Raw genomic sequence first — 13,540 nt, forward strand, 5'->3', positions numbered from 1 at the left:
AGCGCCCAGGAAGGCGAAACCCCGGCCGGGTCCCCCAGGGGTCCGGCCGGGGCGTGGAACGCGCCAGAGACGTTCTCAACGGCCCTTCCCGGCGTCGCCCGGACGCCGGGAGACGGCTCAGTGCATCGGCATGGGCGCGTCGACGCCCGCGGTCTCCGGCTTTCTGCGCGGCAGCAGCAGCGCCGGCAGGAAGGCCAGGAGCAGCAGCCCCGCCGAGTACCAGTAGGTGTGCTGGAACGCGTCGGCCATCGGCCCGGCGATCTTCTCCATGATCGCCGGCGGCACCTTCTCGGTGCTGCCGATCTCACCGCCGGCCCCGCCGCCCAGCTCGGACGCCAGCCGGTTGGCCAGCAGCACCGAGATCATCGCGGTGCCGATGGAGGACGACACCTGCTGGATGATGTTCAGCATCGTGCTCGCGCGCGGCACCTCGTCGTGGACGAGCGTCTGGATCGCGGCCGCCATGGTCGGCATCATCGTCATGCCCATGCCGAGGCCCATCACGAACAGCGCCCCGCCCAGCGCCCAGTAGGACGTGTCGGCCTCGAGGATCGCGGCGAAGCCCGACACCGACAGCACCACGACCACCATGCCGACGAGCACGACCCGGCCGGGGCCGATCCGGTCGGTGAGTTTCCCGCCGATCGGCATCGTGACCATCGCGCCGAGGCCCTGCGGGGCCAGCAGCAGGCCGGACTGCAGGGCGCCCTCGCCGCGCACGATCTGGTAGTACAGCGGCAGCAGCAGCATCGCGCCCATGAACGCGATCATGAACAGCACCATCGTGCCGGACGCCGCCGCCACCGAGCGCCGCTTCAGCAGCCGCAGGTCGATCAGCGGGTTCCGGGCGTTCAGCGCCCGGACGACGAAGCCGAGGACCAGCACGGTGCCTACGACAGTGAACGCCAGCGGCTCGGTCTTCAGGAAGTCCTTCATCTCGGCGCCCCGGGCCACCCCGTAGATCAGCGTGGCCAGGCCGGGGGACAGCAGCAGCAGGCCGATGAAGTCCAGCCGCTCGGCCGGCTTCGGCTCGTCCCGCTTGAGGATCCGCGCCGACAGCAGCAGCGCGACGATCCCGATCGGCAGGTTGATGAAGAAGATCCAGCGCCACGAGACGTCGTCGACGAGGTAGCCGCCCAGGATCGGGCCGAGGATCGGGCCGAGCAGCATCGGCACGCCGACGATGCTCATCACCTGGCCGACCCGCTGCGGCCCCGCCGCCTGGGTGAGGATCGTCATGCCGGCCGGCATGATCATGCCGCCGCCGAGGCCCTGCAGCACCCGGAACGCGATCAGCGACTCCGCCGACCAGGCGATCCCGGCCAGCATCGAGCCGATCACGAACAGCCCGATCGAGATCATGTACAGCCGCTTGGTGCCGAACCGCGCGGAGGCCCATCCGGTGATCGGGATCACCGTGGCCAGTGCCAGCGTGTAGCCCGTCGCGACCCACTGGATGGTCGCCAGGGGGGTGTTGAACTCTTTCGCCAGGTCGTTGATGGCCACATTGACGACGGTCACGTCCAGGATCGACATGATCGCGCCGAGGACCACGACACCGGCGACCGCGAGCACGCCGCGGTCGAGACCATCGCCGGCGGCGGGTTCCTTCAGTGGGCCGTCCGCCATCTTTGGAGATGCGGGAGTGGTCAACTCTCATCCAATCGTCAAGCCCCGCATGCGGGCACGCGGGGGCCGTCGGGCACGTCTCAGGGGATACCGTCGCAAAATACTGCAGCGACTGACACTTTCGCGAACCATTAAACTTGGCGCTCTCCGGGAGTATTCCAGCGGGGTCCGACAAATCCGCCCTGCTCCACGTCCCTCACCCTCCGACCTCAATCGCGATCGAGGTCAACGAAGTGTGACGGACCTGACATCACAACCTCCCTCGCGCTCCACGAGGGCCGACCCGCGTCCCGCCCGAAACTCATCGCCCCCGGCGAGAGAAACTCCACACCATCCGGGCCTGCTCACGCGCGGCTGGGTCTCCCAGGCGGTCAGCGTGGCGGCCCGGCCGGTTCATCGCCCCCCTCGTCGCCGCCTGCGAGTTCGCCCACGGCGAGACGATCGTGGACGCCGGCGCCGGCCCCATCGGCCAGGCCGTCGCGGCGGGCCGCTGCCGGATGGCCGGCGGCGACTTCTTCGAGTCCGTGCCCCGTCCCGCATGAAGTGGCTCGACCTCGAAGTGCTCGCGATGACCAGCGGCGGCCTGCAACGCACCCGCTCCCAGTACGAGCGGCTCTTCCACGATGCCGGCCTCCGCCCCACCGGCACCCCCGCCCAAGCCCCCGCCGTCACCGTCCTGGAAGCCCGCCCTGCCTGACTCAAGCCACGGCCATGGACCGCTTCCCCTCCGCGTCCGGCGCCGGCGGCACGTGGACGTAGCCCTGCCGCCGCCGATCGCCGACCAAGACGCGGAGCCCCGGCTTGTACGACGCGGGACAGATCCCGTCGTACCCATGGCGCACGATGCCCCAGTAGATGTCCTCCGAGACCACGAGCACGAGAGGCGACAGGCTCGTGCGGAGGCACTTCTTCACCCGCTGGGCATCCAGTAACCGGCACGCCAGATCGATGGCCTCCCCGAACGGCCCGTTCTCGTCCCGGTGCACTTCCCCCGCGTGCAGCACGGCCCGCATGCGCATGCTCCGGCTGGGCAGTTCGGCTTCCGGGAGGGACCGGTTGTAGTCGATGAGTTGCTGGGCGAGGCCCGGGATCAGTCTTGACAGCAGGTATGTTTTTGGCAACTCATCGACGGGATGGAACAGGGCGAGAACACCGTCTCCACGATCCTCGAACCGGTCACACCACCGATCGTCGATCCCGGTGTTCGCCATGGCTTTCCGTAGGTGCCCGTAGACCTGGCTCCGCAGCTCCTGCTTGACCGGATTCGTGCGAAGTGCCGCCGTCGAGTTCTCCAGATCGACGACGAGAATGCTCCTGTGCACAGGGTTGCTGCTCACCGAGCGCCCCCAATCCCGCGCGGCCGGTACGCCGGTGCCCCCCGCATCCCGGATCGGACTCGGGAGGATCGGCCGCGCGAATCAACAGCCGGAATGCGTCCGTGCCGAGACGAGTCGTCCCGGGGACATGATCGCGCAGACCATTCGGATTCGGGGGGACCCGGATGGTGCGACGAAGGTCGGTCGCCGGAGAGAAGAGCGACCATTTGTAGTTTGCGGCCTTTCCGTGCTTGATGCAAGGTGCATGGCCAGATGCATCGTCGAGGCTCGCTTGTGTATCCATGGGGAAAGTTGTTAGGACCACGGGAGATCCGATGATGTCAGAGGGAGAGGATCGGCTCCAGCGAGGTCTGGTTACTCCCGTTTTGTAGACGTATCCTTGCAGTGCAACTTGCTCGACGGTGACTGTCCGGGCCGTGGGAGGCCGAACCCGATCCGCTGGGAGGCAAGGTGGCAGCAGCGCCGACCGTCCGCCGACGCCGGCTCGGCGCCGAGTTGCGACGTCTGAGAGAGCGACTCGGCGACACGGTCGAGGAGACCGCGGCACGACTCGATTGGTCGTCCTCCAAACTAAGCCGGATAGAGACAGCCCGTATCGGTGTCCGTGTCTCTGATGTGCGCCTGCTCCTTGAGTTGTACGGAGTGGACGAAGCGCACATGGGCGAGGTCCTGGCCCTCGCTCAGTCGGCGACGCAACCGGGGTGGTGGGCCGAGTACCGTGATGTGCTTTCCGAGAAATTCGGTGCCTATGTGGCGCTGGAGGACGAGGCTCGGGCGGCCATGACCTTCACGGCGTACGCAGTCCCGGGGCTTCTCCAGGACGAGGAGTACGCGCACGCCGTCTTGGAGAGCGGACGGGTGATCGCCGTTTCCACCCCCCGCGAGGTCGCGCGACGCCTGGAGTTGCGGATGCGCCGCCGGCAACTGCTGCATCGGGAGCGACCGCTCGCCATCTCCGCCGTGATCGATGAGTCCGTCCTGCTGCGGCTCATCGGCGATCGAGGTGTTATGAGACGGCAGCTGGCGAGTCTGCTGGAGCTGGCGGCCCTGCCGCACGTGCAGATCCACGTTCTTCCACTGGACAAGCCCAGGGAGCCCGTCTTCTCGGAAACCTTCACGCTTCTGGAGTTCGCTCCGACCTACGACGTGAAATTCCCCGATGTCGTCTATATAGACAATCTATCGACGATGGCCGAACTGCAGGACGACAGCATCACCCACATGTACCGAATGTGCTGGGACGCGTTGAGGTCGATCTCGCTTTCGGCGGACGAGTCCATGCTTCGGATATCTCAATTGGCCGATGAGTGGAACTCCGGCGAGCCGCCGGCGGCCGGGTTGATGTCCGGTCAGGATGTGTGAGTTTTTATTTTCTTTATGAATTGCGAGAACGTCGCCTGGGTGAAGCGGAGGACAACAGAGGGGTTTGTGGAGACTCGTACCAAGATCTCGCCTGAAGGCGTTGAAGCTATCTCGAGGCAGTTTGAGTCATTAGAGCAACTTCGGCGCCACTCCAAATCGTTGATATTTGGATCGGGATCAGGTGTTTTGGTCTGCGCGCATTCATCGGGCATAGTGGTGGTCCTTCGTGTCGACCCACGGTTTTGAGGCGATTGATCCGCCTGGCGCGTCCATGTGTAGCGCAGTCGGGTCGGGCGTGTCGGTTATACCGGGTAGTATCGGCCGCCGCCCGAGCAAAGGGAGTAGTGGGCTATATGTACCCAATGTCCCTTTTGGTGCGCCAGGTGTTCCGAGTGGGAGTGCAGTGGCGCGAGTATCCAGGGTGCCTGCCGCGCAGTGATCGGGCAATACCGGAAGGGATACATATTTGTCGATCTAAGGTGCAACGCCATGCGCCACGCGAGAAAGGGATATGCGGTGATACGTCGCAAGACGTGATGCAACGGGCAACGGCCGCGAAAGTGACGATGTGGAGACTGCGCCGGACGTTGCCGGCTCGTTCGCGGCAAAGCTTCCCAAGTGCCCGGAACACAGTACAACCCGTCTCAGGATGGCCGACGCTCCGGTGCCTTTCCGCTCGACCTCGAAGGTACGGCGACCCGCTCAGGTGGGGGTGGGTTTGTTGCGTTCGGCGAAGGCTCGGGTTTTTGCTCGGTTGCCGCAGACGCGCATGGAGCACCATCGCCTGGACGCGTTCTTGGAGGAGTCCCAGAAGACCCAGGCGCAGTCGGATGCCGGGCAGCGCCGCACGCGCGACCAGTCGCCCCGGATCGCGGCGGCGTGGTAGGCGGTGGCGATCTGTCCCAGAGCGTCGGACAGGACGTCGTCGGACGCCGTGGTGAAGACGGGGCCGGTCGCGGTGTCGACCGGGAGGCGCATCTCGAAGGGCAGCGTGGCGAGAACCTTCTGGGCGGCATGGACGTCATCTGTGGCGACCGGTTCCCCGGTGTTGGCCAGTGCCAGCGCGCGCAGGCCGCGTCTCAGGTCCGTCGCCGCCGTGACGTCCGCCGCCGTCAGTGTCGGTCTGGAGCGGCACAGTTCTTTCTCGACCAGCCAGTCCGCCAGCGCGGCCGGACCGTCGCCGAGGATGTCGGTGCCCTCCTCGACGTCGACGGTGTTGAGGAAGTCGATGGTGAGGCGCATCGACGGGGGAAGCTCTCGCACGCTCTGCCTCCGAGGCCCTAACCGGTAAAGTGAGTCACTGGTTGACACTGCTCCGGATAACCGCCTAACTTCCTCGCAGGTTATCTGACCGGGAAGTCAGGAGACCGAATGCCGCCATGGACAGACCTCGAAGGCGAGCTGCGCGAGCACGGCTATTGCGGGACCGTCTCCATGTGGCGCAACAGGACGCCCTTCCGGCGGACGTTCCCCGAACTGGTGGACGCGCTGTTCGCACGCGAGGACGCGGCGCCCGCGCTCGTCGTGTACGTGGACGCGAGGACCAGCCACGGCGGTAGCCAGTACCTCGACTCGCCCGCGATCGGCGACTACCACACCTACCTGTGCGAAGACGTCGTGGCATGGGTGGACGTGCCGTTCGATCCCGTGACCGGCAGGCCCGTCCCGGGAGGTGTGGGGCCGATGGCAATGGAATGGCTCACAGGACGCCTGACCGGGGAGGACCGATGACCCTCTCGATTCTGGCCGCGCCGACGAACCTCGGCTTGCGCCCGCCGCAACCGACGAGCGTCCCCGGATGCGCCAAGGCGCCGGAGGCCCTGCGCGAGGCCGGCCTCCATCGCCGGCTCCTGGACGAGGGAGCGCAGGACGCCGGGACCGTCCTCGCGGGCCGCTACGTCGACGACTGGCGCGCCGGGACGGGGAGGGTGCGCAATGAGGACGCGCTCGTCGACCACGCGGTCCGGCTGGGCGACCGCATCGAGTCGATCATCGCCGGCGGGGGAGCCCCGCTCGTCCTCGGAGGCGACTGCAGCGTCCTGATAGGCGCCGGGGTCGCGCTGTCCCGCACGGGCCGCCACGGTCTCGTCCACATCGACGGGCACACCGACTTCCGCCATCCCGGAAACTCGGAGGCCTGCGCGAGCGTCGCCGGCGAGGACCTCGCGGCCGCCGTCGGCCTGCATTACCCGGCGGTGTCCGACATCGAGGGACTGGCCCCGTACTTCGCCCCCGAGCACGTCGTCCACGTCGGCTGCCGGGATGACGACGACGCGATCAACGAGGTGCGCGGCGTCCTCGGCACCGTGGTCCCGGCGAGCCGGTGGATCGCCGATCCCGCCGCCGCGCTCGACCGGATCCGCAGCACGCTCGCCGCCGAAGGACTCGACGGGTACTGGCTCCATGTCGACGTGGACGTCCTCGACCCGGCCTTCATGCCCGCCGTCGACAGCCCCGCCCCCGGCGGTCTCGACGCCCGGCAGCTGACCGTACTCCTCGCGGAGCTGGCCGGTGACGCGGTCGGAGCCGAGGTGTGCATCTTCGACCCCGACCTGGATCCCGACGGGAAACACGCGCGGTTCCTCGCCGACGTCATCGTCGACGGTCTCGGTGGTCTCGGCGGCCGGGCGAGACGATCCGCGCGGCCGTGACGGAGGGAACGCCGCGGCCGGCCGAATACGTCCAAAGCGCGTGCGGCGCCCCGCCCCACCCTGGTACTTCGGCAAGAAAGGGACCGAATGAACGACGAACCGACGAGTGAACGCTCCGGGCCGTTCTGGGACGCCGTCGAGGGCAGGGCGCCCTTGCCTCGCGCGGCGGCCACGCTGGGGATGGAGATCCTGGAAGCGGATCCTCGGGGCACCGTCGAGCTCGCGTTCAACGCCTCCGAGGACTTCACCAATCCCGTGGGCAATGTCCTGGGGGCGTTCCTCGCCGCGATGCTCTACGACACAGTCGGACCCGCGTTACTGGCCACGCTCGGGCCCGGCCAGTTCCAGTCCACGCTCGAACTGAAGACCGAGTTCCAGCGTCCGGCTCGTCCGGGCTGGGTGTTCGGCCGCGGGCGCGTCGTCCGCCGCGACGGCGACCTGGCCCATCTGGAGGCGTTACTCACCGACTCCGGCGGAGCGACCCTCGCCACCGCGACCGCCCTCGCCCGGGTCATCGACCTCGACCAGGCGCCGTCGGCCGTCTGAGGCCCCGGAGACCTGGCGTGCGGGGGTGTCAGCGTCCGGTCGCGCCGTCGATCAGCTCGCGGAGGATGTCCGCGTGGCCCGCGTGGCGGCCGGTCTCCTCGATCATGTGGGTGAGCGCCCAGCGGACGCTGGGGGCGGGCTTCCCGGACGCCGGCCGGGGGACCGGGGCACCGAGGTCGGCGCACCCGTCGAGCACGTCGTTCGCGCGCTCGACCGCCTCCCGGTAGCGGGCGACGACGTCGGCCACGCTGTCGGTGGACGCGGCCCGGAACGTCGCCTGCCAGTTCGTGACCCTGTCGCCGAGGAACATCGAGCGCTCGACGAAGGTCAGGTGGTTGAGCAGGCCGAGCAGGTTCGTGCCCGACGGCACCGCGGCCGTTCGCACCTGCGGTTCGGGCGCCCCCTCGACCTTCGCGGCGATCGATGTTCTCAGATAGTCGAGAAATCCGCGCAGGGTCTCGGCCTCGTCGTTCCCGGTCCTGGGCGGCGGGGTGTCGCCGCGGCGCTTGCCGCGCGTGGTGCTGGGCACGGTGGTCTCCTTCCTGACCTGCCCAGTCTTGCCAGACGCGGGATGACCTGGCACGAGAACTTGCGGTTCCGGCAACGACCGCGGTGGCTCGCAGGGCCGTCACGGCTCCGGGGTCGGGGAAACTGGCGTGGTGACTCCTCATCGTCCGGTCCAGGTGTCGAAACGTGAGGCGGAGGTCCTCGCGGCGCTCGCCGAGCGGCTGTCGAACGTCCAGATCGCCGGCAGGTTCCACATCTCGGTCCGGACCGTCGAGAGCCACATCTCCTCGCTCCTGCGCAAGTACGGCGTGGCCGACCGCTGGGAGCTGGCGGAGGAGGCGCGGCGCGGCACGCCTCCGCCGGGGCACGTCGCCGGCCTGCCGGCCGCACGGACCGCGTTCTTCGGGCGTGCCGAGGAGATCGCGACGGTGCTCGCCCTGCTGGAGAAGGAGCGGCTGGTGACCCTCCTCGGCACCGGCGGGGTCGGCAAGACGCGGCTGGCGGCGGTGGCCGCCGAGGCGGCAGCGCCCGCGTTCCCGCTCGGCGGTGCCTTCGTCGACCTCGTGCCGGTCGGCGAGGCGCTGGTCACGCAGGCGGTGGCGTCCGCGCTCGGCGTGACCCAGCGGCCCGGCCGGTCATTGGACGACATCATCGCCCGCCGCCTCGCCCGGGGCCGGACGCTGCTGGTCCTGGACAACTGCGAGCATCTCCTCGACGCGGCCGCCGGCTTCGTCGAGCGGCTGCTCACGGCATGCCCGACCGTGACCGTCCTGGCCACCGCCCGTGAGCGCATCGGCGTGCAGGGCGAGCGGACCGTCCCCGTCCGCCCGCTCCCGGTGGACTCCGACGCCGAACGGCTGTTCCTGGACCGCGCCGCGGCGGCCGATCCGGGATTCACCGCCGCCCGCGCCGACGTCGCCGAGATCTGTCGCCGGCTGGACGGGATGCCGCTGGCGATCGAGCTCGCCGCGGCGCGCGCCGCGTCCCTCGGGACGACCGGACTGCTGGCGGCACTGGACGATGTGCTGCGGCTGCTGACCGGAGGCCGCGGGCCGGTGGAGCGGCACAGGTCCCTGCGCGGGGTCATCCGCTGGAGCCACGACCTGCTGACCGACGACGAGAAGATGCTGTTCGAGTGCCTCTCGGTGTTCGTCAGCGGGTTCGACCTGGCGGCCGTGGGGGCCCTCGTCCCGGACCTCGGGGCGGGGACGGCCGCGGACCTGCTCGGACGGCTGGTCGACAAGAGCCTCGTGGTCCGCACCGCGGAGGGCCGGTGGCGCATGCTGGAGACGGTCCGCGCGTTCGCCGCGGAGCGGCTGGCCGCCGGTGCCGCGCATGAGGCCGTCCGGAGACGGTACCTGCGGTGGGCCGCCGACACCGCCGCCGAGTTGGAGGCCCTGCTGGACGGCGACTGGCGCGACCGCTTCGACGCCGTCGCCGCCGACCTGCGCGCGGCCCTCGCAGACGCGCCGCCCGGCCGTGCGGACGTGCCGCACCGCCTCGCCCGGTCCCTCGGACATCTCACCTACGCACGCCGGTTCCTCGCCGAGGCACCCGGCCACTACCAGGAGGCGGCCCGGCGGGCGCCCGCGCCGGACGAGGCGGCGCTCGACCTGCGGGACGCCGCGGACGCCGCGCACGCCCTGATCGAGACCGGCCGGGCCTTCGATCTCCTCCTGGAGTCGGCGGAGCAGTCCCGCAGGGCGGGCGACGGCGACGGCGAGGCGGTCACCCTCGCGTTCGCCGTGGTGACCGCCGAGCGGCACCCGTCCGGATTCGACACCGAGATCCCCCACGAGCGCCTGCGGGACCTGCTGGCCCGGGCCGTCGCCGCGGGGAACGCCCGCGACCGGATCGTGGCCGCGCATGTCGCCGCCGCCAGGGCGTGGAACCACGGCGCCGAGAAGGTGACCCCGGACCCCTCCCTGGCCGAGGAGGCGCTGGCCTTCGCCCGGACCACCGGCGACCCGGTCCTGCTGTCGGCCGCGCTGGACGCGTCCGGCATCGCCGCCCTGACCACGGGCCGGTTCCGGGAGGCGCACCGGATCGCCACCGAACGCCTGGGCCTGCTTCCGGCGATGCCGCGCGACGTCCCGAGCTCCGCCCCGGAGATCACCGACACCTACCACATGGCCACCGCCTGCGCCGTCGCGGCCGGCGACCTGCGCGCGGCGCTGTCGGCGGCCGGCCTCGCCGCGTCCGACGACCTCATCGGCACCCGGTCGCCGGTCGCGATGAGCACCCTCGTCCAGGCGCTGGTCCTCATGGGCGACCTCGACGGGGCACTGTCCCGCGCCGCGACGCTGTGGGACGTCTGCGAACACGCCGGGAGCCCGCTCGCCTGGATGGCGCCCTCGGTCGCCGCCGTCGCCCTGGCCCACGGGCTGCTCGGCGACGAGGACGGTCTCCCGTTGTGGCGCGCCCGCGCGATGCGGATCGCCGGAGACGCCCGGTCCCGCTACCTGGCCTCCTACGCGGCGTTCGTCGACGCCCGCACCGCCCTGCGGTCCGCGCGGTCCCGCGACGCTCCGGCCCTGGTGGAGCAGGCGTTCGCCGCCTTCCCGCCCCAGGACTGGTACCGGGGCTACGCCCGCGCGGCCGGGGCCGAACTCGCCGTCGCCGCCGGCCTGCCGGACGCCCCGAGCCGCCTGGCCGCCGCCTCGGACGCCGCCGCGGAGAACGCGTGGGCCGCCGCCTGTCTCACCCGCGCCTCCGGGCGCCTCCACCGTGACATCGGCGAGCTCACGGACGCGGCCCGGCGATTCGAGCGCATCGGTGCCCGCCACGAACGGGCCTGCACCCTCGCCCTGATCCGCGAGCAGACCGAGAGCCCCTCGCCCTCGAACCGGCCGAGCGCCCGCTGAGCCGTCGGGCCCTCAGCCGCGGCCGATCTCGAACCACACGGAGTGGCCCTTCGCGCGCCGGACGATGCCCCAGCCGCCGGAGAGGAAGGCGACGATGCGGAGGCCCCGGCCCCCGATCGCCGTCTCGCCCGGCCCGGCGAGGTGCGGGACGGTCGCGGCGCCGCCGTCGTCCACGACCTCGATGCGAACGGACAGGTCCGAGTGGCTCACCTCCACGAGGATCTGACCGCCGCGCCCCGAGTCGGTGTACCGCAGGGCATTGGTCACCAGCTCGCTCAGGCAGAGCGACGCGTCGTCCAAGCACGGGTGCCCGTCCAGGATGTCCCTCAGCCACCGGCGCGCGTGCCCAGCCGCCCGCTCCACGCCCGGCAGCAGAAGCGCGTCGAACCTCACCGTCGGCACCGTCATCGCTCGTTCCTCTCGGACGTCGTCACCGAAGAGGGTGGGCAGGACGGTCTGTGGCGAGCGATACGTTCGCGCGTCTCGTCCCCAGGTCCCCGGGCACGATGGCCCGAGTCACTTTTGACTGAGTCACTTTGGCCAACTTGACGGACGTCGCCCCATGGTCACTCAACGTCAGGTAATGATTACGCCATGGACAACCCGCAGCGTCCGACCATGCGAAGCCGCAAGCTCGGCGCCATGCTGCGCGAGCTGCGGGAGAGCCGCGACCTCAACCTCCAGAAGGCGGCCCGCCTGCTCAACCGCACCCCGTCCTCCCTCAGCAAGCTCGAAACCGGCAAGCGCGGCATCCGCCGCCCCGCCCTGGAGCACATGCTCGACCGCTACGAACTCACCGACCCCGACCTGCGCCAGACCCTCTACGAGCTCGCCCGAGACTCTGCAAAAAGGGGCTGGTGGCACCGCTTCGAAGGGAAACTCTCACCCTCGATGCTCGACTACATCTCCCTCGAAGCTGAGGCACGGTCTATCCACGACTTTCAGCTGCACCTCATCCCCGGGCTCCTGCAGACCGACGAGTACGCGCGTGCCGTCATCTCATCTGGCATCTCCCAAGGCAAGACGCCTGACGTCGACGGTTTGGTGGAGATCCGCATGCACCGGCAGCGGATCCTCTTCGGCGACGACCCGCCCCATTTTTGGTCGATCGTGAGCGAAGCCGCGCTCTACCAGCGGCTCGGCGGGTCTGAAGTGATGAAAGTGCAGCTCAGCCAGTTAACCGAACTATCGGCGCTACCGAATGTGACCTTCCAGGTCCTTCCATTCTCGGCGGGCGCGCATCCAGGACTCAATGGTTCGTTCACCATGTTGACGACTAGGGAGCTCTCGGTGGTCCTGGTTGAGAACCTGACCAGTGGTTGGTACCTAGAACGGATGGATGACATCCGTCGTCACGACGTGGTCTATGACCATCTGCGAGCGGTCGCACTTTCTCCTGTGGATTCTCGATCGTTGATCGAACGGCTAGTGTCAGAGTCATGACTAATCGGCAGTTCGCCTTCTCCCCGTGGCGGAAGAGCAGTCACAGCGGTAGCGAAGGGCAGATGTGCGTCGAAGCGGCCGTGTTCTGGCGTAAGAGCAGCCACAGCAGCGGCAGCGAGGGGCAGTGCGTTGAGGTGGCCGCGATGACCGACCGTGGTGTGGCGCTGCGGGACTCCAAGGATGTGGACGGGCCGATGCTCTCCATCGCGCCGTCCGCGTGGGCTTCACTCCTCGCGGACGTTAAGGCCGGTGCCTTCGACTCGGCGTCCTAGCAGCAGCCGTCGTGGCAGCGAGGGTCAGAGAGTGTGTAGAGGTCGCCGTGCTGTGGCGTAAGAGCAGCCACAGCGGCGGCGAAGGGCAGGAGTGTGTCGAAGCCGCCGCACTTTGGCACAAGAGCAGCCGCAGTGGCGGTGGTGGATCGGAGTGCGTTGAGGTGGCCGCGATGACCGGCCGTGGTGTGGCGCTGCGGGACTCCAAGGATGTGGACGGGCCGATGCTCTCCATCGCGCCGTCCGCGTGGGCTTCACTCCTCGCGGACGTTAAGGCCGGTGTGTTCGACTCGGAGTCCTGACGACGGCGTTGTCCGAGGGGCCTTCGTGTGGCTCCGGGGTCGGTGGGAGTCGGTCTGATGACGCGTTGGCCGTGGTGCGCCACCAGTGGCGTGACGCCAGTGCGGTCAGACCGGCGCCCGCGGCGTTGAGCAGGATGTCGTCCACCGAGGACACCCGGTCCAGTTGCAGGATGTACTGCGCGGTCTCGACCAGGGCGGAGCCGCATGCCCCGAGCAGCAGGATCCGTGGCACCGACGCCAGTGCCGGGAAGCGCAGCGGGACGAAGAACCCCAGTGCCGCGAACACCAGCAGGTTGCCGATGACCTGGGTCGTCGACATCGTGAACAGGTCGTGGAACGGCAGCAGGCTCACCCGGCCGGGGACGTCGCCCGCCCGGCCTCCCGGCAACATGATCATCCACACCCACGGCAGCGTCCCGTAGACGATGCCGATATCGGCCAGCGACGTTTTCCACGCCCGCGCCCGCGGGCCGGTGGTGCTCCGGCGGTGTGCCAGGACCCACACCGCCAGCGCGGCCAACGGCAGTGCTGCCACGGTGATGAGCACCACGCCGGTGATCGTGCCGATTAAGCCGTGTAAGTCCCTGATGATCACGCTGCCTCCGCTTTCCTCCGACCGTGAGATCCACC

16 protein-coding genes are annotated in these 13,540 nt (G+C 69.3%); 9 read left to right on the plus strand and 7 right to left on the minus strand.

All coding sequences use genetic code 11. The annotated features are described in order from the left end of the window. Positions 1–117 precede the first annotated feature (117 nt). Complete coding sequence (locus tag BM339_RS04930) at positions 118–1,629, minus strand: DHA2 family efflux MFS transporter permease subunit (RefSeq protein ID WP_075019999.1); 1,512 nt, start codon at positions 1,627–1,629, stop codon at positions 118–120. 538 nt (positions 1,630–2,167) lie between these two features. Between BM339_RS04930 and BM339_RS49595 the strand changes: the two genes are divergently transcribed. Further along, positions 2,168–2,326, plus strand: a complete 159-nt coding sequence (locus BM339_RS49595; protein WP_177287615.1) for a hypothetical protein — start codon at positions 2,168–2,170, stop codon at positions 2,324–2,326. Between the two features lies 1 nt (position 2,327). On the opposite strand, the gene BM339_RS04935 is transcribed toward BM339_RS49595, so the two are convergent. After that, on the minus strand, positions 2,328–2,966 hold the full coding sequence (locus tag BM339_RS04935) for a nucleotidyl cyclase domain-containing protein (RefSeq protein ID WP_075020000.1): 639 nt from the start codon (positions 2,964–2,966) through the stop codon (positions 2,328–2,330). Positions 2,967–3,416: 450 nt separating this feature from the next. Here BM339_RS04935 and BM339_RS04940 point away from each other — a divergent pair, with 450 nt between their 5' ends. Continuing rightward, complete coding sequence (locus tag BM339_RS04940) at positions 3,417–4,328, plus strand: helix-turn-helix domain-containing protein (RefSeq protein WP_075020001.1); 912 nt, start codon at positions 3,417–3,419, stop codon at positions 4,326–4,328. Here the strand turns inward: BM339_RS04940 and BM339_RS52570 are convergent. Together BM339_RS52570 and BM339_RS04950 are read right to left on the minus strand one after the other, a co-directional pair. Further along, the gene (locus tag BM339_RS52570) at positions 4,316–4,540 is read right to left on the minus strand and encodes a DUF397 domain-containing protein (RefSeq protein ID WP_083597248.1); all 225 of its coding nucleotides are present in this window, start codon (positions 4,538–4,540) and stop codon (positions 4,316–4,318) included. The genes BM339_RS04940 and BM339_RS52570 overlap by 13 nt on opposite strands. Positions 4,541–5,030: 490 nt before the next feature. Beyond that, positions 5,031–5,591, minus strand: a complete 561-nt coding sequence (locus BM339_RS04950) for a CGNR zinc finger domain-containing protein (protein WP_244938870.1) — start codon at positions 5,589–5,591, stop codon at positions 5,031–5,033. Between the two features lie 108 nt (positions 5,592–5,699). Here BM339_RS04950 and BM339_RS49600 point away from each other — a divergent pair, with 108 nt between their 5' ends. From BM339_RS49600 to BM339_RS04965, 3 genes are all read left to right on the plus strand, one after another. After that, positions 5,700–6,059, plus strand: a complete 360-nt coding sequence (locus BM339_RS49600) for a hypothetical protein (protein ID WP_021596520.1) — start codon at positions 5,700–5,702, stop codon at positions 6,057–6,059. Continuing rightward, entirely contained in the window at positions 6,056–6,979 is a 924-nt protein-coding gene (locus tag BM339_RS04960) for an arginase family protein (protein WP_021596519.1), read from the plus strand. Before BM339_RS49600 ends, BM339_RS04960 begins: the two co-directional genes overlap by 4 nt. Before the next feature lie 87 nt (positions 6,980–7,066). Beyond that, entirely contained in the window at positions 7,067–7,525 is a 459-nt protein-coding gene (locus BM339_RS04965; protein WP_021596518.1) for a PaaI family thioesterase, read from the plus strand. 28 nt (positions 7,526–7,553) lie between these two features. Here BM339_RS04965 and BM339_RS04970 read toward each other — a convergent pair whose 3' ends face one another. After that, positions 7,554–8,054: a DinB family protein gene (locus BM339_RS04970; protein ID WP_075020003.1), complete on the minus strand. Its 501-nt coding sequence runs from the start codon at positions 8,052–8,054 to the stop codon at positions 7,554–7,556. Between the two features lie 154 nt (positions 8,055–8,208). Here BM339_RS04970 and BM339_RS04975 point away from each other — a divergent pair, with 154 nt between their 5' ends. After that, positions 8,209–10,896 carry an ATP-binding protein gene (locus tag BM339_RS04975; protein ID WP_075020004.1) on the plus strand — a complete coding sequence of 896 codons (2,688 nt, stop codon included), beginning with the start codon at positions 8,209–8,211 and terminating at the stop codon, positions 10,894–10,896. A 12-nt stretch (positions 10,897–10,908) separates the two neighbouring features. On the opposite strand, the gene BM339_RS04980 is transcribed toward BM339_RS04975, so the two are convergent. Further along, positions 10,909–11,304 carry an ATP-binding protein gene (locus BM339_RS04980; protein WP_083597251.1) on the minus strand — a complete coding sequence of 132 codons (396 nt, stop codon included), beginning with the start codon at positions 11,302–11,304 and terminating at the stop codon, positions 10,909–10,911. 186 nt (positions 11,305–11,490) lie between these two features. Between BM339_RS04980 and BM339_RS04985 the strand changes: the two genes are divergently transcribed. The 3 genes from BM339_RS04985 to BM339_RS04995 are packed head-to-tail and all read left to right on the plus strand — an operon-like array spanning position 11,491 to position 12,910. Next, positions 11,491–12,339: a helix-turn-helix domain-containing protein gene (locus BM339_RS04985; RefSeq protein WP_075020005.1), complete on the plus strand. Its 849-nt coding sequence runs from the start codon at positions 11,491–11,493 to the stop codon at positions 12,337–12,339. After that, positions 12,336–12,611 (plus strand): DUF397 domain-containing protein, encoded by a 276-nt coding sequence (locus BM339_RS04990; RefSeq protein ID WP_075020006.1) that lies wholly within the window; start codon positions 12,336–12,338, stop codon positions 12,609–12,611. Before BM339_RS04985 ends, BM339_RS04990 begins: the two co-directional genes overlap by 4 nt. A 47-nt stretch (positions 12,612–12,658) precedes the next feature. Then, positions 12,659–12,910, plus strand: a complete 252-nt coding sequence (locus BM339_RS04995; protein ID WP_218163577.1) for a DUF397 domain-containing protein — start codon at positions 12,659–12,661, stop codon at positions 12,908–12,910. On the opposite strand, the gene BM339_RS05000 is transcribed toward BM339_RS04995, so the two are convergent. After that, positions 12,879–13,505 (minus strand): VanZ family protein, encoded by a 627-nt coding sequence (locus BM339_RS05000; protein ID WP_218163563.1) that lies wholly within the window; start codon positions 13,503–13,505, stop codon positions 12,879–12,881. The two genes, BM339_RS04995 and BM339_RS05000, sit on opposite strands and share 32 nt — an antisense overlap. Positions 13,506–13,540 lie beyond the last annotated feature (35 nt).

It is taken from the genome of Actinomadura madurae (genome assembly GCF_900115095.1).
In the GTDB taxonomy this organism is placed as follows: domain Bacteria; phylum Actinomycetota; class Actinomycetes; order Streptosporangiales; family Streptosporangiaceae; genus Spirillospora; species Spirillospora madurae.